Below are 18,038 nucleotides of genomic sequence, written 5' to 3'. Positions count from 1 at the left end.
TGAGTTTTGGAGCACGTCATAAGGATATAAAAACAATTTAAACCTTGTATTATGAAAGAATTTATGATGATTTTCAGCGGAGCAGATTACGCAGATCTCGGTTTGTCTCCCGAAGAATTACAAAACAGAATGGGAAAGTGGTTTGCCTGGAGCAACAAAATGGAACAGGCCGGAATTCTAAAGAGCGGTAATGCCCTTCATTCCCAGATGCGTAGAATTGTCGGGGAGAACCGCACCGTTACCGACCTTACGTCTGCAGAAGTCAAGGAAATTGTTGGGGGATACTATATTGTTGATGCGAAGGACTTTGACCAAATGCAGGAGATCGCACAGGATTTTCCGGATTTTGATCTTGGGGGTACTGTTGAAATTCGCGAGGTCATGGTATTTGACAATTAATGGAAGAAAAACTCATAGACCATCTTTTTCGTCATCACAGCGGAAAGATGGTCTCTGTACTTACAAGGATTTTTGGGCTACAGCATCTGGAACTTATCGAAGATGCTGTACAGGACACCTTTGTAAAAGCCAGCCTGGCCTGGCGAAAACAACTGCCGGACAAGCCGGAAGCCTGGCTCACGGCAGCCGCCAAAAACAGGGTGCTGGACATTTTCAGAAAGCTCAAAACCGAACAAAAACACCTGCCTAATCTACAACAAGGTGTGGGCGCGATCGCCATTCACGAACTCTTCCTGGATACCGAGATTGCTGATGCACAATTGCGTATGATCTTCGTTGCCTGCCATCCTGCCCTGGACCCCAGGGATAGAATATCCTTTGCATTGAAAACAGTGTCGGGTTTCAGCATAAGGGAGATCTCCTCTGCCCTGCTCACCAAAGAAGATACCATTCGAAAAAGGCTTAGTCGCGCCAGGAATGCAATTAAGAAATCGGACCTGAAATTCCATATCCCCCTGGGCAAGGAATTGCCGGACCGGTTGGAAAGCGTAATGGAAGTGCTCTATCTTATCTTTAATGAAGGTTTTCATTCTAACAAGGAAGACCGGCTGGTACAGGAAGAACTGTGTGTAGAGGCCATGCGATTGTGCCGCATGCTGCTGCAAAACGAACATACCCGAACTTCTGCAGGTTACGCCTTATATGCCTTAATGGCTTTTCATTCCGCCCGCTTGGATACCAAAACCAATTCTGAGAACGAACTACTGGACCTTAAAAACCAGGATAGAACAAAGTGGCATTTCCCCTTGGTTGAGTTGGGTAACACCATGATGAACAAGGCTGTCCAGGATCCTGTTTTTTCAAGTTATCACTACGAGGCTGCGATAGCCGCGGAGCATCTGAAAGCCAGAAGCTTTGAAAATACGGACTGGGAAAAGATCTTACATTGGTACCAGTGCCTTTACGAACTACAACCCATGCCTACTCACTTGCTGACCATGGCTGTGGTCTGCATGCAGAACAAGGATTATAAACAAGCCAGCAATTATCTGGAGCAGATAAGCCCGGAAGATCTGGCGCAACGTGCATACCTCTATTATGGAGCTATGGCAGACTTCCACACGGCCGAGAACAATATTGATAAGGCCTTAGAATTTTTGGACCTCGCCCTGGACTCAGTAACCAACACCCTGGAGCGGGAATACCTTCAAAAAAAGCGGGCTGTTCTGGCGTCCTACCCTCATTGATCGCCTTTAGACCAGGTTCAGACCAGGTATCATCCTCCCGAATACTCCAAAAAAATAGACTAACTTTAAGCTATTATGAGATCCTTGTTCGCAATAGCCCTATCGATTTGTCTGTTTTCTTGCAGTTCTCCTCAAAAAGAAAAACCCTTAGACAAAGAAGCTGTTACTGCAGAAGTACGTCAAATGCTGAAAGACTACCATGCAGCCATGGCTGAGGGCGGATTGCTTGCCGAATTTGATTACCTGGACGAATCTGAAGATTTCTTTTGGGTACCTCCCGGATATTCCTCTGCCCTAACCTACGATTCGGTACGGACCATATTGGAACAAAATGCAAAGACCCTGGATAAAATAAAGCTGGAGTGGGAAAGTCTTCAGGTACTGCCACTATCCTCCACCCTGGCCAACTACACCGGCATTGTTCGCAGTACCAGTAAGGATACTGCCGGTATACAAACCACGGTTGCCATCATAGAATCCGGTACCTTGATCAAACGTAGCGATGGGTGGAAATTGTTGAGCGGTCAGTCGGCCCTCTTGCCGGAAACGTCAGATAACTAATTCTAAACTTTCACATCTCTTTATAAGAAAGCCCCATAAGGATTTGCTACTTTGCATTCAGGCAAAAGAAGTCTTGAGCAACAAACCAAAAACATATTTCAACTGGAGTAGCGGTAAGGACGCTTCAATGGCACTTTACCATACCCAAAAGGAGGGTAAACTTGCAGTAGGCCGATTGATCACCTCCATAAACTCCCATCACAACAGGGTTTCCATGCACGGTTTAAGGAGGGAGCTTCTGGAGAGACAGGCAAAGGAAATTGGCATCCCACTTGATCTTATTGAGCTTCCTGAAATGCCCGATATGGAGGTCTACAACGCTAAAATGTCCGAAATGGTGAATAAGCTGTTGGCTGATGGCTATACGGACTGCGTCTTCGGAGATATTTTTTTAGAAGACCTGAGGACCTATAGGGAAGAAAAGTTAGCGCCGCTTGGCATCTCCAGCCATTTTCCGCTATGGAAAAGAAACACTACCGAACTTATAAAGGAATTTGTGGCATTGGGATTCCGGGCCACCATCATATGTATTCAGGCCAGTAAGCTGGACAAGTCCTTCCTCGGAAAGGAGATCGATGCGGATTTTCTCAGGAGTTTACCCGCTGATGTGGATCCCTGCGGGGAGAACGGGGAATTCCATACCTTTTGCTTTGACGGCCCCATCTTCCAAAATCCCGTTCCCTTTAGCATAGGGGAAAAAGTGTACCGGGAGTACAAAAACCCGGATGGGGAGGATGTGGAAAATCCCGATATGGGATTTTGGTTCTGTGATCTGATACCTAAATAACAGGTTCTGTAAAAAGACTTGAGAAGACGAATTAAAAATCCGGCTAAATGAATAAAATACTAGGTTTCCTTGCAATAATCCTTATCTGTAGTTGCGGTATGCAACAGCAGAAGAACACCGATTGGACCATGATCTATAAATGTGATAAAGAAGGCAACGCTCTGACAGGGAGTAAGCAAGCTCTTGTTGAGGCGATACGAAAAGGGGCTTCTGTTAAGATCGGTTGGGGTTTCAAAGGTAAGAAACACCGCATTGAACATCTCTCCGAACCTATCTGGATCGCTATTCTGGACGAAAAAGAGGTCATTGCCCATTTGGATCCGCAAGTTTTATCCTCAACAGACTGGGAGGAACTTACCGCCAGCTATAAAGACAGCACCCAATTGGTCTACGAATGGCGGGTGGTCATTACCACCAAAGGGGAGTTCGATGCGATCTGGTACGACAGGGAAAAGCATAAACTGAGTAGACGTTTTCCACAAAACCACCCCATAAGCTGGTTTATAAAGGATATGGACGAAAATGCCGAAGCTTTGCCTCTGTTCAGTGAATAAAAATTAAGGGCGAATCCGCATCGCTTACCTGCTGTTGAATCCGGAAAAACCGCTACCTTTAAACTATCGAAATTACAGCAGGGAATTACGTAAAACTTCCGAGACAGACTGCCGTATTATAAGTGCATCCATAAATTATTACGTAACACTATGAAGGCTTCCCTGTATATACTCCTCTCCGTCATGGGTCTATTTTCAATATTTAGCCATGCACAATCGCCTACCGGGGCTACGAACCGGAACCTGGTCAACAACAACTCTTACTCGAATTCCCTACTGGGTAGAACGCTCTGGGATGTAGCATTTAAGAATTACCTCACTCAGAATCAAAGGGAAAAGCTTTTTTACTTTGATAACTGGAAGAACGAAGCCATGATCAACACCAAATTCAGGGTCAAAAACGTGAATTATAGTTTTTACGATGAAGCTTTGGCCTACCAAATTTCTAAAGACTCCATTTATCTTTTTGACAATACCAATATAGACCACTTCGCGATCGGTCAGAAAAGGTTCAAAAAGTATTATCTGGGAAGCCAGGAAGGTCGGAAGTACCTGGAGGTGCTTTATACCTCTGCAGATGGTAAGTTGCAATTGCTAAAACGCACCCGCATTTCAGTTTCTGAGGGTGAGGTAGACCCCTTGATGGTCAAAAAGAACAGCTTGAAGATCGTAAGACTGTCCGATCATTTCCTCGTGAGGGATGGTGGCACACCTACGGAGATCAGGTTAAATAAGAAATCCATTCTGGGACAATTTAAGGATCAGAAGGAGCAGCTTGTCGCACACTCCAAAACTCATAAACTCTCTTTTAAAAAAGAAGAAGACCTGGTACAATTACTCGGATATCTAAATGAGTAAGTGAATCAGTAGCGAGATGGATTAAGATCTTTTTTAATATTTAGGATATTTTAGTCGCTTTTGTTTTAATCCCAAGCAAATCCCGCTTATTTTAGAGGCTAAAAGATCTTAGCTTGAAATCATCACCAGAGATACTTCAGATCGAAGCCAAAAAATTGATCGGCATGTCCGTTCACATGTCTTTGGCCGAAAACAAAACCTACCAATTGTTTAGCAGCTTCATGCCTAGAAGAAAGGAGATAAAACTCCTGAAAGAGGATGAGGTCCTGGATCTGCGGGTGTATTCCGCCGATTATTTCAGCGACTTTAATCCCGGGAATTCCTTTGTAAAATGGGCCCTGGTTGAGGTATCGGATTTCGGGCAACTACCGGAAAGTATGCAAACTTTTGAACTGGAGGGTGGTAGGTATGCCGTTTTCAAGGCAAAGGGATCAGAAGCCCCTGCCCTGTACCAACATATATTTACCAGCTGGCTACCGCAGTCTGTCTATGCCCTGGACGATCGTCCGCACTTTGAAATTCTTCAGGTTACCGGCAAACCCAACGATCCTGACGCGGATGAATTCTTTTACATTCCGATCAAAGCGAAAGAATCGCAATAGAAGTTGGCCGTTCGCAACACTTATCGTTGTGCACATGCGCATTTCCGGACATTACTTCCGCTCATGAAGTCTTGGCAACAAAATTCAAATTAAGTCGTTATTTTCACAATTGAATACCAAACTACCAATATGAAAAAAACCTTACTCCCCCTCTTATTCCTATTTACATTATTCGTTTCCTTCAACGCGCAATCTCAGGAAGTAACCATGTTCCCAGGGTTTTGGGATTACAAGTACTACCAGGATGATGAGCGAATTACCAAGAAAGAACTGGTTTCTTTACTGGAAACCAATGATGAGGCACTAAAGCATTGGAAGCGGTCCAGAACCTTTAGCCAGCTGTCTTATGTGCTTCTGGCCGCCGAAGTGGGATTTCTGGTATGGCAAATAGACCGCGCAAGAAACGATCTTAGTACAACCGGCCCCTTTATCGGCGTAATGGCCTCTTTTGGAGTGGGTCTTACCTTTGCCATCCTCAACGGTTCACAGAAAAGGAAGGCAGTACTTAAATACAACCAGGGCCTGGAAAAACCCACGGCATTTAAGATATTACCCTCCAAACGCGGTCTGGGGATTGTATTGCAATTCTAAAAACGGTTTCCGCTTAAAGCCGGGCCTGCTCAATTGAAGGAATACCATAATAGGACAAAGCATTGTAGAATTTAAGCAATCGGATAACGTCTGCCTCTTTTCTAAGGTTTAGCTTATACCCATCAATGTACTTCTCTAATGCCTCTCTTTGGTCACTCAGGGCGTTTAGAAGACTTTTTCGGTTGAGTTTAATTTTCTGAGGAATTCCATCAGACCACACCAGGTAATGGGAAGAAGCATTAACACATTGTAACCAACAATTACCCACGCCATGGGTGGTTTCTCTAATATTTACCAGCTTTTTTTTAGGCCTGAAATAAAGTTTCACAGTGCCAGCCTTCATCAAAGGGTTAAAGTAGGTAGCCTTTTCCTTACCCTCATCAATAGTTGTTAATACCTCATAAGGCTTATTATCAATTTCCACCTTGATCCGCGGTTCCCTTTTGAAATCCTTTCTTCTGTTATCCGTATCCAAATATTCTATTACTTCTCTTTCAGCATTAAATCGCATAGGTGCAGTAATACTCCATTTTCCTTCCAGGGATGCTGTGCCTTCCCGCCAACGGCTGTCCAGAAAGGGAGACCCGTATATTCCCAGAAAGTCCGCTTCTTCCGGAACTGAAAAGTCTATCCAATACAAAGCGTATCGGAAGTTCTTTTTAATACTGTCTTGTTCTACAACGTATTCCTGAATGTCTTGAGCGAAACTAAATCCGCATCCGATAAATATGAGAAGCAGCGTTTTTTTCATAATGTGTTTTTTAAATAGTGAATAGCCTCGGGGAAGGGTTTAAATCATAATTGTATTCATCGATCATGAGAGATCAATTAGCTAAAGCTGTGCCTGTTCTATAACCGGAATCTCATAATAGGACAGGTTGTTATAGAATTTCAGCAATCGGATGACGTCTGCCTCTTTTCTAAGATTTAACTTATACCCATCAATATACTTCTCTAAGGCCTCTTTCTGGTCACTGAGAGCGTTTAGAAGGCTTTTGCGATTAAGAGTGATTTCCCGTGGTTTCCCGTCAGACCCCACCAGGTAATGAGAGGAAGCATTAACACAATAGACCCAGGAAACCCATGGACTATTGGTAGCTTTTATTTCTACCAACTTTTTTTCAGGTCTGAAATAAAGTTTCACAAGGCCCGTGTTCATCAAAGGATTGAAATAGGCGACCTTTTCTTTTTCCTCCTCAATAATTGTCAAAACCTTATACGTTTTGTCGTTAATTTCCACCTTGATCCACGGTTCCCTTTTAAATTCTTTTCTTCTGTTATCCGTATCCAAATATTCAACCACTCCCCTTTCGGCATTGAAACGCATGGGTGCAGTAATGTTCCATTCTCCATCCAGGGAGGCTGTGCCCTCTCGCCAACGGCTATCCAGATAGGGCGATCCGTGTATTCCAACAACGTCCGCTTCTTCTGGAAGTGAAAAGTCAGTCCAATGTAACGCGTATCGGTAGTTCTTTTTGGTACTATCTTGTTCCACAATGTATTCCTGAGGGTCTTGCGCGAAACTAATGCCGCATCCGATAAAAATAAGGAGGAGTGTTTGTTTCATTTTGATGTGTTTTAAGGATGAATTGACAAAAGGGGAACATATATTTTTTCCACAAAAATCGTTCCAAATAAACCGTTAAATCCACTGTGATTGTTTTAAAACCTGGGGGTTGTAAAGCCTGGATAATCCAAACTTTCATTTGGGCATCGTAATTCTCATTTACAGCGGTAAACTGGTGAGATCCAATGCCGGAACTTTGACTTAGGACCAATAGTAAAATCCCGGATTTATGAATGATATTGTAAACAGCCAGTTGCCTGAACTACTCCTGGAATTAGAATCAAAATGCAAAGAGATCGGCTTCACTATGCCTTCAGACCGAAAGATCGGCAGTTTGTTGCGGACGCTGATCACTTCAAAGCCCAACGCTAATTTGCTTGAACTCGGTACCGGCATTGGATTATCCCTTTGCTGGATGGTAGAGGGAATGGATTCCGGATCCCGACTCACGACAATAGACAATGATGCTGAGCTGATCGACATAGCCAAAAACTATTTTGGAGCGGACCAACGCCTGAACCTCTTATGTACAGACGGTTCTGAATGGTTGAAGCACTACAAGGGCGAGAAGTTCGACCTGATCTTTGCCGATGCCTGGCCAGGGAAATACAGTGAAACAGAGATCGCATTGGACCTGCTTAAAGCTGGTGGGTTTTATGTGATAGACGATATGACCCTTCAACCCAACTGGCCCGAAGGTCACCAGGATAATGTAAACGCCCTTTTGGAATTTTTGGAAACGCGTAAGGACCTGGTGCTTACCAGGCTACATTGGTCTAGCGGGGTTATTATCGCCACAAAAAGGGAATAAAATTAAAGACAAGCAAAACTATAAACCCACTTCCATACGCTTCAGGAGCTTTTTTACGATAGTTTTTAAGCTTTCGGGCTCCAGGATCTTGGCATAATCACCAAACATGAGGTACCATCGTGCAAAACCATTCTCCAGGTCGGGGCACATAAAGGTCATTTCAATCCAATCTCCTTTGGATTTTTGGGATACAAAACCCTGATATTTTCTTCCGCTACCCATGAAACGGGCTACTTTCCGATCTACCAGGATTCGGACTTTGGTCCGGGGAAGATCTTCCGCCGGGGTCCGCAACTCCTGTAAAGACGGATGTTCCCGAAAGAATGCCGTTTGGGTCCTGGAGATCCCGGTAATACGGTCTGTCCTGAATTGGCGGTAATCCTCTCTTAAATGACAATAGCCGTAGACATACCAGTAGTTATTCTCATGAAATAAGCCCACGGGTTCAATGACCCTCATCACCGGATTCTCCACCTGCAGGGAACGGTAGTTGATCTGTACCTGTTTTTTTTCGGCAATACTTTCAAACAGCACTTCCAGGGCATTGGGTACATTATCGTCAAAGAGGTCCTGGGCCGGGTTGATACTCACCTGGGATTCCAGGGCTGAGATCCAATCTTTCTGTTGCCCCCGCAGTACGGACTTCACTTTGTACATAGCGGATTCGTGATGAGCTCCGAGTGTTTTATCCGTGAATTTCTGCATCAGTTTTTCGGCTGCTACAAAACTTCCGGCCTCTTCCCTGGTAAACATCACAGGTGGCAGGCGGTAACCTTCCATAATGGAATAACCAACCCCTGCCTCACTTACTATAGGTACACCACAGGCTTCCAGGGTTCGAATATCACGATAGATGGTCCGAAGGCTGACCTCAAACCGGTCTGCCAGGTCCTGAGCCTTGATGATCCTCCTGGACTGGAGTTGGATCAGTATGGCTATAATTCGGTCAAAACGCTTAACAGTATCCAATCCCATAAGTGAATGATAGATATCCCAAAGATACATTTTCAAACAAAAGCATCGGAAGGTCTTCTTCATGACTTTCAGCTTTTTTACAAATTAAAAGGACCGGGGTGACAACCCTATGGCAACAGGGGTTTTCGATAATTTTTTCACAAAAAATCGACCTTGATTTTTACTACTGACAAAGGGCTGTCACAAGCCACTTTTATCTTAGCATCAGAAATAGGAATCACAAAATGAAAACAAATGAGCACAACAACCGAAAAAAGCAAGCCGACAGCACAGACGATCTCCCCTGCGGAAATGTTAGAACACTGGCAAGGCCACCGAGGCTTAACCAGAAGAGTCATAGAAGCATTTCCAGACGACGCATTTTTTACATATACAATTGGGGGTATGCGTCCTTTCGTGGAAATGGTCATGGAAATGATGGCTATAGGAGCACCGGCTCTTAGAGAGATCGTGACCGGAGAGCAAATACATCTCAGGGAACATTTTGACCATGGGAACAGCAAAGCCAGGATCCTGGAGGTCTGGGATCAGCAAACAGAAGAGATCAACGAATTCTTTAATCAGATCCCATTAGAACGCTTCCAGGAAACGGTAACCCTTTTCGGGCAGTTTACCTTCCCGGTCTGGTCTCAGATCGCTTACGCCATAGACAACGAGATCCACCACAGGGGGCAGGCATACGTATACCTGAGATCCCTGGGAATAGCACCCCCGCTTTTTTACGAACGATAATTTGAAAATCAACCTATGAAAACAGTACTGGTATTTAAAACATCTGTTGCCCAAAAAAAGGATGTGAGTACACTCCGTCCCTTATTGGATGGATTGATCAATACATCCGGGCGTTGGAATTTTGACTTGGAGGACTGTGATAATATCCTAAGGGTAGAGACCTGGCGGATTGCACCACATACCGTAGTAAGCGCCCTTACAGGTCACGGTTTTAGATGTGAAGAGTTATAAATGGTTTTCTTCCATAGACGAAGGGTATCTGAATTGAGAATGTCACATCGAGCGTCCGCCCGGCCAAAACGTTCGGACGGGAAGTCGAGAACTCTTTAGGCTGCAGCAATTGAAATACATCTCGACTACCTGTCCGTGCCCAAGCGGGCGGACGCTCGAACCGGCATTGTATAGTTTTTCAGATACCCTTTTTTTATAATCTTTAAGGTATAAGTGTATCTTTGACTTATACCTATCTGCTTATGAAAGAAATCCAGGAACTTATCCAACAATTAAACCTGAGTCCTCATCCCGAGGGTGGTTATTTTAAAGAAACTTATAGAAGCGCGGACTCTGTTGAAGTTCAAAATGAACTGTGGCCACAGCCCGTGCAAAGAAATTACTGTACAGGGATCTATTTTTTGCTGACCTCCGATACTTTTTCCGCTTTCCATAGGATCAAACAGGATGAGCTATGGCACTTTTACAAAGGAGATGCCATCCGTATCCATATGATCGATCCGGAAGGGCAGTATTCCCATGTGGTTCTTGGAGGGGATTTTGAAAAAGGCGAAGTTCCCCAGTACGCCGTTCCCAAAGGCATATGGTTTGCAGCCGAGATGGTAGAGCAGGATTCCTACGCTCTGGTTGGATGTACGGTGGCTCCCGGCTTCGACTTTGAAGATTTTGAGTTACCCTCTCGAGAGAGCTTGCTGGAACTTTTTCCCCAGCATTCGGATATCATCACAAACTTAACGAGGGTCTGAAGCAATATCCAACCTAACTATGTCATCGATCATTAAGCCGCATGTTGCAAAATTCTATATGTATCTGCTGGTCTTAATGTGCGTACATTTAATTACCGCCCAGGAATCCTACCAGTATCGCAGTCCGGTTTCTTCCAACGACGGATTGGAAACCACTTCCCTGTTCTCCACACCAACAGATTCCACAAATCTTTATAAGTTATTTGATCAATTATTGAATGAAGATCACAAGATCCATTCCGCCTTATTGCTGATTGATAATAAATTGGTGCTGGAGGAGTATTTTGGAGGTTATGGGCCGGACAAAACCCATGATCTTAGGTCCGCGACAAAGCCAATTATTTCACTGTTGATGGGAATCGCCCTGGACAGGGGAATAATCGAAAGCATAGATGATCCCATTTCCAGGTATCTCAAAAACCCAATACCGGAAAAAAATATAGATCCCAGGAAAAATGAGATCAGCATCCGGCATTTGCTCACTATGAGCTCCGGTCTGGACTGTGATGATTGGGACAAAAGATCCGCTGGACAGGAAGACAAGGTCTATAGAAAAAAAGACTGGTTGCAATTCACCTTAAATTTGCCCATGGTGGAAGATCCGGGTGTCTCCGCCAGATACTGTTCCATGGGGGTGGTGCTGGCAGCTGAGATCATCGCCCAGGCTTCCGGAATGCCCATTGCGGAATTTGCAGATCGGTATCTATTCCATCCTATGGGTATCACCAACTTAAGTTGGGGGCATACCAGCACAAGTAAAGCCGTAATACCCTCTTCAAAGCGGTTGTATATGAGACCTCGAGACCTGGCCAAGATAGGTTTGCTGGTCCACAATAAAGGCAAATGGAATGCGGAGCAACTGGTTTCAGAGGAATGGATCGCATTGTCCACCTCCAAACAAACCACCCTTGCTAATCTGGATTATGGCTTCCTCTGGTGGCACATCCCTTTTAAGACTCAAAACGGAACGGCTAAGGCTATCACAGCAACCGGGAACGGCGGACAGTACATTTTTGTCCTGGAGGAATTGGATATGATCGCGGTCTTTACCGGCGGCGCTTACAATTCAGAAAAAAGCAAGGTTCCCTTCGCGATCGTCAATAATGTTTTTATTCCGCTGCTTGAAGACAAGGATCCCTAGAAGAATGCTCCAAATCCATCTACTTCAGATAAATTTCCCAAAAGTTATATATCTTGTATACTTTAGGCACTAAAGCCGGATTTAAACCAAAGCATGAAGAAAGAACAACTTGAAAAACTAACCACTGAAGAACTGAACAAACGACACAAGCAATTAAAGACCATAACCAGTTTTCTGGCCGGTATACTCATCTTTTTGTTTGGGGTTACAGCTTACAATACCTTTAGTACCGGTAAGTTCGATCCTATGCTGATCACTCCCATTGCCCTGGCCGCGATAATCCCGATCAATTTAAAACAGCTCAAGGAGATAAAACGCATTCTGGAACAACGCGAAAACCGGAATTGATCCTTTTTGAGTTAATAGCTTATCGGTCCGGAATCTAAACACTGTCAATCAGACGAGACGAGACAAAACGAAAAAATAGTGTGATTTTTTTACAGATAGGCGGTCTGACCGAAAAAATTCCGTTTATTTTGTGCTCCATAATAAAGGACCATGGAATCTATTGTTTCGTCCACTTCGGTAGTACACTTCGATAAGGCGGCTTACAAAGCCCTGAACGCGCATTTGGCCGATTCCAGCTATTCCAGGATCTTTATCCTTGTGGATGAGAACACTCATCTGCATTGCCTACCTCTATTTATACCTCAGATAGAAACTGAGTGCGAGATTGAGATCATAGAGATCGAATCCGGGGAGATCCACAAGAATATCCATACCTGTACACAGGTTTGGGAAGCCCTTTCTGAATTGGGAGCAGACCGCAAAAGCCTGATGATCAATTTGGGAGGTGGTGTGATTACCGACCTAGGTGGTTTTGTGGCTTGTGCTTTCAAAAGGGGAATTGATTTTATCAATGTGCCCACTACCCTACTGGCTATGGTGGACGCTTCTGTCGGAGGCAAGACCGGTATTGACCTTGGGCCCTTAAAAAATCAGATCGGGATCATTGAACAACCCGTAATGGTCATGGTCATTCCCGAATTCCTCCATACCCTGGAAAAGCGGCAAGTGCTCAGTGGCTTCGCCGAAATGCTGAAGCACGGACTTATTCAGAACGAGCAGTACTGGAACGCCCTTAAAGAGCTTACGACTTTTGACAGCCTGGATAAACACATTCACACTTCTGTCATGATCAAGAACAAAGTGATTACAGAAGACCCTAGAGAGCTTGGGCTGCGGAAGATCCTTAATTTCGGGCACACCCTGGGGCACGCTATTGAGTCTTACTTTCTTGAGAGCGACGCGCATGAAGCGATCTTACACGGCGAGGCGATATCCGTTGGGATGATACTTGAAGCCTATTTGTCCAATAAATTGACGGGGCTGCCGGACTCCCAACTAGAGGACATCAAGAATACCTTTTTGGAACGCTACCGAAAAGTAGATTTTAGCAATTCGGATATTGAAGTTATCCTTGATTTGCTAAAGTTTGATAAGAAAAACTCCCACGGCAACATCAATTTCGTTCTTCTAAATTCCATTGGTGATCCGGAGATTGACTGTGCTATTCCAGGCGAACTTTTCAGCGCTGCTTTTGCATACTACGCAGAATAAGAACTACGTATACTAAAATGTAGGTTTTGACAACTCTTTCCAAGCGCTAAAGGAAAAATACCTTAGTTTAGAAACCGTAATAACTATCCCGTCCCCAAACTGCCCGTCAGCCCACGGACAGGGTCAACTAACCTACTGATGAAACGTATACTTGTAGATTACAAAAAGCTGGATCACCATATCGCCACCCTGTTGATCGAAACCTATCCGGATGGATACGGAGATGACGATATCATCTCTTTCAAAAACGCCAAAGGAGAGTTTATCCAGGCTGTGGAATTACAAACGGAAGATACCTTGTACCTGGTTAAAATAAGCCAGAGCCTGTCTCATTTCATTTCCAATTTCGAAGATAATATAGAAAAGGAGCTCGAAATGAAGGAAGAGCGTATGGCCGAAGAAAAGGAACTGGAACTTAACCTGGAGCAGGAACTGGACGAGGAAGCAGATCCGGATTAGAGGTAACGTTCCCGCAATACATTGCGGTGATGTTTCTGGTGCCCGCAACAAATAAAGCCCAGTGCTCCTACACTAACAGGTACATCACTGGCCTTTCCTACCCTTTGCAGATCTTCTTCGCTAAATCGGGAAAACAATTTTGCCGTAGAATTCCTGATAGCTCTGTACTCTTCAATTACATCTTCTTTACTCCTTTTTTCCGCTCCTGAGAATGGAACGTACTTATCCTGGTCAAAGCCTGACAGGGGAGTCATATCATTTCTCGCGATTCTCAGTGCCCGGTATTGAAATACCCTTTCCGCATCCAGAACGTGCACCAATACCTGAGCCACTGTCCACTTGCCTTCTTCGTAGGCATAATGCCATTTTTCATCCGGGATGCTCGCGATGAATTCCGGGAAGTTGTTAAGTTGCCTTTCCAGTTGGGATTGCAGGTCCACCTCCCCCAGGGTATCTATATAGGTTTTGTAAAATGGATGGTAATCCCCTTCTCTGAGTTCTGAAGTTTTCATATACAAATATAAGAAGTCCCGAACACCGGGAAGTGATCGGGACCTTTAAAATCTTTGGTCAGTTTATTACAGTTCGTTGAATATTGTATGCATCAATCGTTTTTTATCGTTGATGCTCTCTTCCAAAGAGATCATGGTCTCAGTTCTGCTGATACCATCAATATCGTCTATCTTAAAAATGATGTTCTTGGCATGAGTAGTGTCTTTAGCCCTGATCTTACAGAAGATATTGAATTTGCCTGTGGTAATATGGGCCACCGTAACATTAGGTATCTGAGCGAGTCGCTCCAATACGAATTTGGTCTGATGTGTTTTTTCAAGAAATATTCCTACATAGGCGATAAATGCATACCCAAGTTTCACGTAGTCCAGGGTCAGTGATGAGCCCATTATGATCCCGGCTTCTTCCATCTTCTTAACGCGTACATGAACTGTTCCTGCGGATATTAAAAGTTTCTTTGCAATATCTGTAAATGGAGTCCTGGTGTTATCAATTAACATGTCCAGAATCTGATGATCTATCTCGTCTAATTTAACTTTGCCCATATTGATAAAATTTTAAGCCAAAATAAAACATTAAGAAAATAAACGCAATAAATAATGGTTTTTTTTGAAAAAAATGTAAAGGATTTGAGGTTTCACACAATTTACTTAAATAAGGAAATTATAGAGATCAAGCTCTTTTTTGAGTTGGTCGAGATCCAATGTTTTACTGCAGTCATATGTCTGGTGGCCAAAATGTTGGCTTAAAATCCCGGTCTCGGCAATTTGAGGATGAAACTGTATCTGCCGCCCTTCAAGCACCTCTTCATACCGAATACCTATACTGTTTGTGTCAGCAAATTTAGGATGTAAAAGCGGAGCGTTCCGGATTAGGATATCAAAGAACAACTTATTGTTTTCCGGAATACCAAAGTAGGTGTCTTCGGAATAGTCTTTATGTCTGTTCGCCGCGATTACCTCCAGTACCTCCACCAAAGCGTAAAACAGCAATTTCCTGGTTTCTTCCCGCATATAGTCTCCCGGATAGTGGCCGGCTTCAAACAGCAGGGTTGGGCTGCTTAGCATTTGAAAGCTGTCCCCTACGCAATTGGGGTTAAAAGAATCGTCGTACCTGCCAATCTGCCCGGGGATCAATTCTTCCAGTTTCAAAGCCATGGCTGCAATAAGTTGCATACTTATCTCCCGCGATTCCGTTATACTTCTGTCCTGGTCAGAGGCCGGTGCCAGGAAGGAAACCGTAGCCGGAAGTTCAGTTCTACCCACATTGAATAAGGTGCGCTGCCCGTGAAGGTTGAAACAAAAATCCGGTGATACCCGCTCATAAACCTCGCGTAGAATTCTGCTCTCAGGCTGACTCAGATCAATAGCATCCCTATTCAGGTCTACTTCATTTGCATTGAGCCGGGTATATCTGTGCGCACCATCCGGATTGAGGATAGGGATAATGAGCAATTGACACTCCGCTAAAATGGATGCTGAATCCAGCCCGGTTTGGTTGAGATAATTAATCAGGTCAAGTAAAGCCTTGGTAGTTGTGGATTCATTTCCATGCATCTGAGACCACATCAATACCTTCTTTTTTCCGGTACCGATCTCTAAGAGGTGTATGGGTCTGCCCTCTACAGAACGACCAATTTCTTCCATCCGGACATCGGCTGATACCCTGTCTAAAAATGGTATAATATGTTCTGTAGTAACATACCTTCCATGGACAGATCCTTCCTTAATAGAAGCGTAATCTAAAGCAGTAACATCCACATTCACGGTATTAAATATTCAGCAAAAGTACATCCTATTTAGATTACAATTGTCACTAAAAAAGTTACATTTGTAAACGAAATAAACTTGGTTTACCGGGTGATTTAATTACATTGGTAAACAATTTTAGTTATTTTGTATTGATCTGGAATGACAAGAATGTAAAGTAATAAAAATCAATATTTTAAATAGCTATAAGTAAAGCTTAAAATTAGATTTTTATACTCAAATAGGACATATGTTAGCAAAAAATCCGCAATTAGGCAGTAAAGAAAATTACAATGGTAAACACAGATGAATTTATTAAAAGACTGGAGCGGATAATGCAGCATTACGAACTGTCTGCCGCGGCTTTTGCGGACAGGATCCAGGCACAGCGTTCCAGCATTTCCCACCTGCTAACAGGCCGAAACAAACCCAGCCTGGAATTCGTGCTTAAAGTGGTTAAAACCTTTCCCGAGGTCAACCTGTATTGGTTGCTAAATGGCAAGGGTAGTTTTCCGGCCTCGTCCTCCCCTGCTCCAACTGTGACCAAAGCTGTCGTAAAGGAAGCGGAAAAGACAAAAGGCGATAGTACCATCCAAAAGATTGTTATTTTCTATTCAGACGGCAGTTTTGAAGCTTTTGACAAGACGTCGGACCAGTAGAAAGCCGTTCCGCTTTTACTATGGAATCTCTCCTCAATTTACTAATTTGCGGGCATGATCAAGAAAGGTTTCCTGCTACTGCTTATTCCAATGTGCCTTACCAACTGCTACGAACCACAACGGAATTGCGCGGATTTCAAAAACGGCGCTTTTAGCTTTACTACCCTTATTGACGGAGAAGAGAAAACTACCACTTTTATTCGGGAGGGGGATATTGAGGTCGATTTTTTTGAAGGAGGACGGGATTCCGCCTCGGTCCGCTGGATAAATGATTGCGAATACATCATCAAAAACCTTTCTCCAAAGAACAGAGCCGAAGAGCAGTCCATTCATATGAAAATATTGTCCACTTCGGAGAATTCCTATACATTTGAATACGGCATCGTCGGCGACAGCCGTAAATCCAAAGGAACCGCTGTAAAGATCACAGCGGAAGAGGCGATCCCGAAAAATTAAAATAGCTAACCATGTTTGAAATCTTCACCAGTCCGGATGCCTGGATTGCCCTGTTGACCCTTACTTTCCTGGAGATCGTTCTCGGTATTGACAACATCATTTTTATTTCAATTGCCGCCGGAAAACTGGAGAAGACCCAAAGAAAAAGGGCCACCAATATCGGATTGGTATTAGCCATGGCCATGAGGATCGTCCTGTTGTTTGGAATTACCTGGCTTACCAAAATGAAGAAACCCTTTATGATCCTGGATGAATCCTGGATAAGTGGTGGTATTAGCTGGCAGGCATTGATCCTGTTTGGAGGCGGGTTATTCCTTCTGTACAAAAGCACCAAGGAGATCCATGAAAAAGTAGAAGACCGCGGCCATGATGAACGCGAGGTTAAAAAGGGCCGTTCTACTTCCATGACCAATGCGATTATACAGATCACCATGATCAATATTGTCTTTTCTTTTGATTCCATTCTGACAGCCATCGGGATGACCAATGGGATCTCCCCCAACCCAAATGACGCGCTTATTCTAATGGTCGTAGCCGTGGTGGTCTCCGTGATCATTATGATGTTGTTCGCCAATCCTGTAGGAGAATTTGTGAACCAGCATCCGTCCATTCAGGTATTGGGGCTTTCATTCCTTATTCTTATAGGCTTTATGCTAATAGCCGAAGCAGCGCATATTTCGCATTTGGTAGTCTTTGATAACGAGATTGGAAGTATTCCGAAAGGTTATCTCTACTTCGCTATTGCCTTTTCTTTATTGGTGGAGTTTCTGGATATGCGCATGCGAAAAAATCGCAAGAAAAGAGAGGAATTAGCGGAGAATCAATAGTAGTTTCTCCCGCA

Annotated in this window: 25 protein-coding genes; 19 read left to right on the top strand and 6 right to left on the bottom strand. The window is 43.9% G+C overall.

From position 1 onward, the window contains the following. Positions 1–51: 51 nt before the first annotated feature. The 8 genes from GTQ38_RS16190 (at position 52) to GTQ38_RS16155 (ending at position 5,599) form a co-directional block, all read left to right on the top strand. Positions 52–399: a YciI family protein gene (locus GTQ38_RS16190; protein ID WP_161436594.1), complete on the top strand. Its 348-nt coding sequence runs from the start codon at positions 52–54 to the stop codon at positions 397–399. After that, positions 399–1,646, top strand: a complete 1,248-nt coding sequence (locus tag GTQ38_RS16185; protein ID WP_161436593.1) for an RNA polymerase sigma factor — start codon at positions 399–401, stop codon at positions 1,644–1,646. The genes GTQ38_RS16190 and GTQ38_RS16185 overlap by 1 nt, the downstream gene beginning before the upstream one ends. A 75-nt stretch (positions 1,647–1,721) precedes the next feature. Beyond that, entirely contained in the window at positions 1,722–2,207 is a 486-nt protein-coding gene (locus GTQ38_RS16180; RefSeq protein ID WP_161436592.1) for a nuclear transport factor 2 family protein, read from the top strand. A 73-nt stretch (positions 2,208–2,280) separates the two neighbouring features. After that, entirely contained in the window at positions 2,281–2,994 is a 714-nt protein-coding gene (locus GTQ38_RS16175) for a Dph6-related ATP pyrophosphatase (RefSeq protein ID WP_238857981.1), read from the top strand. Between the two features lie 47 nt (positions 2,995–3,041). Continuing rightward, positions 3,042–3,548, top strand: coding sequence for a hypothetical protein (locus GTQ38_RS16170; protein ID WP_161436591.1), 507 nt, complete (start codon positions 3,042–3,044; stop codon positions 3,546–3,548). A 150-nt stretch (positions 3,549–3,698) separates the two neighbouring features. Further along, entirely contained in the window at positions 3,699–4,406 is a 708-nt protein-coding gene (locus GTQ38_RS16165) for a hypothetical protein (RefSeq protein WP_161436590.1), read from the top strand. 113 nt (positions 4,407–4,519) lie between these two features. Further along, positions 4,520–5,008 (top strand): GyrI-like domain-containing protein, encoded by a 489-nt coding sequence (locus GTQ38_RS16160; RefSeq protein WP_238857980.1) that lies wholly within the window; start codon positions 4,520–4,522, stop codon positions 5,006–5,008. Positions 5,009–5,137: 129 nt separating this feature from the next. Further along, positions 5,138–5,599, top strand: a complete 462-nt coding sequence (locus GTQ38_RS16155; protein ID WP_161436589.1) for a hypothetical protein — start codon at positions 5,138–5,140, stop codon at positions 5,597–5,599. A gap of 13 nt (positions 5,600–5,612) precedes the next feature. On the opposite strand, the gene GTQ38_RS16150 is transcribed toward GTQ38_RS16155, so the two are convergent. Both GTQ38_RS16150 and GTQ38_RS16145 read right to left on the bottom strand, forming a co-directional pair. Further along, positions 5,613–6,350, bottom strand: coding sequence for a hypothetical protein (locus GTQ38_RS16150; RefSeq protein WP_161436588.1), 738 nt, complete (start codon positions 6,348–6,350; stop codon positions 5,613–5,615). Between the two features lie 81 nt (positions 6,351–6,431). After that, positions 6,432–7,166, bottom strand: coding sequence for a hypothetical protein (locus GTQ38_RS16145; RefSeq protein ID WP_161436587.1), 735 nt, complete (start codon positions 7,164–7,166; stop codon positions 6,432–6,434). Positions 7,167–7,395: 229 nt separating this feature from the next. On the opposite strand from GTQ38_RS16145, the gene GTQ38_RS16140 reads away from it, so the two are divergent. Further along, the gene (locus tag GTQ38_RS16140) at positions 7,396–7,977 is read left to right on the top strand and encodes an O-methyltransferase (RefSeq protein WP_161436586.1); all 582 of its coding nucleotides are present in this window, start codon (positions 7,396–7,398) and stop codon (positions 7,975–7,977) included. An 18-nt stretch (positions 7,978–7,995) separates the two neighbouring features. On the opposite strand, the gene GTQ38_RS16135 is transcribed toward GTQ38_RS16140, so the two are convergent. Continuing rightward, complete coding sequence (locus tag GTQ38_RS16135; RefSeq protein WP_161436794.1) at positions 7,996–8,952, bottom strand: helix-turn-helix transcriptional regulator; 957 nt, start codon at positions 8,950–8,952, stop codon at positions 7,996–7,998. A gap of 234 nt (positions 8,953–9,186) precedes the next feature. Here GTQ38_RS16135 and GTQ38_RS16130 point away from each other — a divergent pair, with 234 nt between their 5' ends. From GTQ38_RS16130 to GTQ38_RS16100, 7 genes are all read left to right on the top strand, one after another. Further along, complete coding sequence (locus GTQ38_RS16130) at positions 9,187–9,684, top strand: DinB family protein (RefSeq protein WP_161436585.1); 498 nt, start codon at positions 9,187–9,189, stop codon at positions 9,682–9,684. 15 nt (positions 9,685–9,699) lie between these two features. After that, positions 9,700–9,915 carry a hypothetical protein gene (locus tag GTQ38_RS16125; RefSeq protein WP_161436584.1) on the top strand — a complete coding sequence of 72 codons (216 nt, stop codon included), beginning with the start codon at positions 9,700–9,702 and terminating at the stop codon, positions 9,913–9,915. 242 nt (positions 9,916–10,157) lie between these two features. Beyond that, positions 10,158–10,661: a cupin domain-containing protein gene (locus GTQ38_RS16120; RefSeq protein WP_161436583.1), complete on the top strand. Its 504-nt coding sequence runs from the start codon at positions 10,158–10,160 to the stop codon at positions 10,659–10,661. 19 nt (positions 10,662–10,680) lie between these two features. After that, positions 10,681–11,802 (top strand): serine hydrolase domain-containing protein, encoded by a 1,122-nt coding sequence (locus tag GTQ38_RS16115; RefSeq protein ID WP_238857979.1) that lies wholly within the window; start codon positions 10,681–10,683, stop codon positions 11,800–11,802. Positions 11,803–11,895: 93 nt separating this feature from the next. Beyond that, a complete protein-coding gene (locus tag GTQ38_RS16110; protein WP_161436582.1) occupies positions 11,896–12,150 on the top strand; it encodes a redox-active disulfide protein 2 in 255 nt (84 codons plus the stop codon). A 150-nt stretch (positions 12,151–12,300) separates the two neighbouring features. Next, positions 12,301–13,362 carry a 3-dehydroquinate synthase gene (gene aroB, locus GTQ38_RS16105; protein ID WP_161436581.1) on the top strand — a complete coding sequence of 354 codons (1,062 nt, stop codon included), beginning with the start codon at positions 12,301–12,303 and terminating at the stop codon, positions 13,360–13,362. A 138-nt stretch (positions 13,363–13,500) separates the two neighbouring features. After that, positions 13,501–13,821 carry a hypothetical protein gene (locus GTQ38_RS16100; protein WP_161436580.1) on the top strand — a complete coding sequence of 107 codons (321 nt, stop codon included), beginning with the start codon at positions 13,501–13,503 and terminating at the stop codon, positions 13,819–13,821. On the opposite strand, the gene GTQ38_RS16095 is transcribed toward GTQ38_RS16100, so the two are convergent. From GTQ38_RS16095 to GTQ38_RS16085, 3 genes are all read right to left on the bottom strand, one after another. Then, positions 13,818–14,333 (bottom strand): DinB family protein, encoded by a 516-nt coding sequence (locus tag GTQ38_RS16095; RefSeq protein WP_161436579.1) that lies wholly within the window; start codon positions 14,331–14,333, stop codon positions 13,818–13,820. The genes GTQ38_RS16100 and GTQ38_RS16095 overlap by 4 nt on opposite strands. A 66-nt stretch (positions 14,334–14,399) precedes the next feature. Continuing rightward, positions 14,400–14,879: an Lrp/AsnC family transcriptional regulator gene (locus tag GTQ38_RS16090; protein ID WP_161436578.1), complete on the bottom strand. Its 480-nt coding sequence runs from the start codon at positions 14,877–14,879 to the stop codon at positions 14,400–14,402. Between the two features lie 105 nt (positions 14,880–14,984). Then, a complete protein-coding gene (locus tag GTQ38_RS16085; protein ID WP_161436577.1) occupies positions 14,985–16,094 on the bottom strand; it encodes a M14 family metallopeptidase in 1,110 nt (369 codons plus the stop codon). A 281-nt stretch (positions 16,095–16,375) separates the two neighbouring features. On the opposite strand from GTQ38_RS16085, the gene GTQ38_RS16080 reads away from it, so the two are divergent. The 3 genes from GTQ38_RS16080 to GTQ38_RS16070 are packed head-to-tail and all read left to right on the top strand — an operon-like array spanning position 16,376 to position 18,024. Continuing rightward, positions 16,376–16,741 carry a helix-turn-helix domain-containing protein gene (locus GTQ38_RS16080; RefSeq protein WP_161436576.1) on the top strand — a complete coding sequence of 122 codons (366 nt, stop codon included), beginning with the start codon at positions 16,376–16,378 and terminating at the stop codon, positions 16,739–16,741. Between the two features lie 54 nt (positions 16,742–16,795). Next, positions 16,796–17,197 (top strand): DNA topoisomerase IV, encoded by a 402-nt coding sequence (locus GTQ38_RS16075; protein WP_161436575.1) that lies wholly within the window; start codon positions 16,796–16,798, stop codon positions 17,195–17,197. Positions 17,198–17,208: 11 nt separating this feature from the next. Further along, entirely contained in the window at positions 17,209–18,024 is an 816-nt protein-coding gene (locus tag GTQ38_RS16070; protein ID WP_161436574.1) for a TerC family protein, read from the top strand. The last annotated feature ends 14 nt before the right edge of the window (positions 18,025–18,038 follow it).

Source organism: Poritiphilus flavus (assembly GCF_009901585.1).
GTDB classification, from domain to species: Bacteria; Bacteroidota; Bacteroidia; order Flavobacteriales; family Flavobacteriaceae; genus Poritiphilus; species Poritiphilus flavus.
The sequence above is the reverse complement of the archived record's forward strand: the minus strand, read 5'-3'. Positions and strand labels throughout refer to the sequence as shown.

Excerpts from the sequence above, each read along its gene's own strand:
- GTQ38_RS16190 (WP_161436594.1), top strand. The coding sequence starts at position 52 with ATGAAAGAATTTATGATGATTTTCAGCGGAGCAGATTACGCAGATCTC.
- GTQ38_RS16185 (WP_161436593.1), top strand. The coding sequence starts at position 399 with ATGGAAGAAAAACTCATAGACCATCTTTTTCGTCATCACAGCGGAAAG.
- GTQ38_RS16180 (WP_161436592.1), top strand. The coding sequence starts at position 1,722 with ATGAGATCCTTGTTCGCAATAGCCCTATCGATTTGTCTGTTTTCTTGC.
- GTQ38_RS16170 (WP_161436591.1), top strand. The coding sequence starts at position 3,042 with ATGAATAAAATACTAGGTTTCCTTGCAATAATCCTTATCTGTAGTTGC.
- GTQ38_RS16165 (WP_161436590.1), top strand. The coding sequence starts at position 3,699 with ATGAAGGCTTCCCTGTATATACTCCTCTCCGTCATGGGTCTATTTTCA.
- GTQ38_RS16155 (WP_161436589.1), top strand. The coding sequence starts at position 5,138 with ATGAAAAAAACCTTACTCCCCCTCTTATTCCTATTTACATTATTCGTT.
- GTQ38_RS16150 (WP_161436588.1), bottom strand. The coding sequence starts at position 6,350 with ATGAAAAAAACGCTGCTTCTCATATTTATCGGATGCGGATTTAGTTTC.
- GTQ38_RS16145 (WP_161436587.1), bottom strand. The coding sequence starts at position 7,166 with ATGAAACAAACACTCCTCCTTATTTTTATCGGATGCGGCATTAGTTTC.
- GTQ38_RS16140 (WP_161436586.1), top strand. The coding sequence starts at position 7,396 with ATGAATGATATTGTAAACAGCCAGTTGCCTGAACTACTCCTGGAATTA.
- GTQ38_RS16135 (WP_161436794.1), bottom strand. The coding sequence starts at position 8,952 with ATGGGATTGGATACTGTTAAGCGTTTTGACCGAATTATAGCCATACTG.
- GTQ38_RS16130 (WP_161436585.1), top strand. The coding sequence starts at position 9,187 with ATGAGCACAACAACCGAAAAAAGCAAGCCGACAGCACAGACGATCTCC.
- GTQ38_RS16125 (WP_161436584.1), top strand. The coding sequence starts at position 9,700 with ATGAAAACAGTACTGGTATTTAAAACATCTGTTGCCCAAAAAAAGGAT.
- GTQ38_RS16120 (WP_161436583.1), top strand. The coding sequence starts at position 10,158 with ATGAAAGAAATCCAGGAACTTATCCAACAATTAAACCTGAGTCCTCAT.
- GTQ38_RS16115 (WP_238857979.1), top strand. The coding sequence starts at position 10,681 with ATGTCATCGATCATTAAGCCGCATGTTGCAAAATTCTATATGTATCTG.
- GTQ38_RS16110 (WP_161436582.1), top strand. The coding sequence starts at position 11,896 with ATGAAGAAAGAACAACTTGAAAAACTAACCACTGAAGAACTGAACAAA.
- aroB (WP_161436581.1), top strand. The coding sequence starts at position 12,301 with ATGGAATCTATTGTTTCGTCCACTTCGGTAGTACACTTCGATAAGGCG.
- GTQ38_RS16100 (WP_161436580.1), top strand. The coding sequence starts at position 13,501 with ATGAAACGTATACTTGTAGATTACAAAAAGCTGGATCACCATATCGCC.
- GTQ38_RS16095 (WP_161436579.1), bottom strand. The coding sequence starts at position 14,333 with ATGAAAACTTCAGAACTCAGAGAAGGGGATTACCATCCATTTTACAAA.
- GTQ38_RS16090 (WP_161436578.1), bottom strand. The coding sequence starts at position 14,879 with ATGGGCAAAGTTAAATTAGACGAGATAGATCATCAGATTCTGGACATG.
- GTQ38_RS16080 (WP_161436576.1), top strand. The coding sequence starts at position 16,376 with ATGGTAAACACAGATGAATTTATTAAAAGACTGGAGCGGATAATGCAG.
- GTQ38_RS16075 (WP_161436575.1), top strand. The coding sequence starts at position 16,796 with ATGATCAAGAAAGGTTTCCTGCTACTGCTTATTCCAATGTGCCTTACC.
- GTQ38_RS16070 (WP_161436574.1), top strand. The coding sequence starts at position 17,209 with ATGTTTGAAATCTTCACCAGTCCGGATGCCTGGATTGCCCTGTTGACC.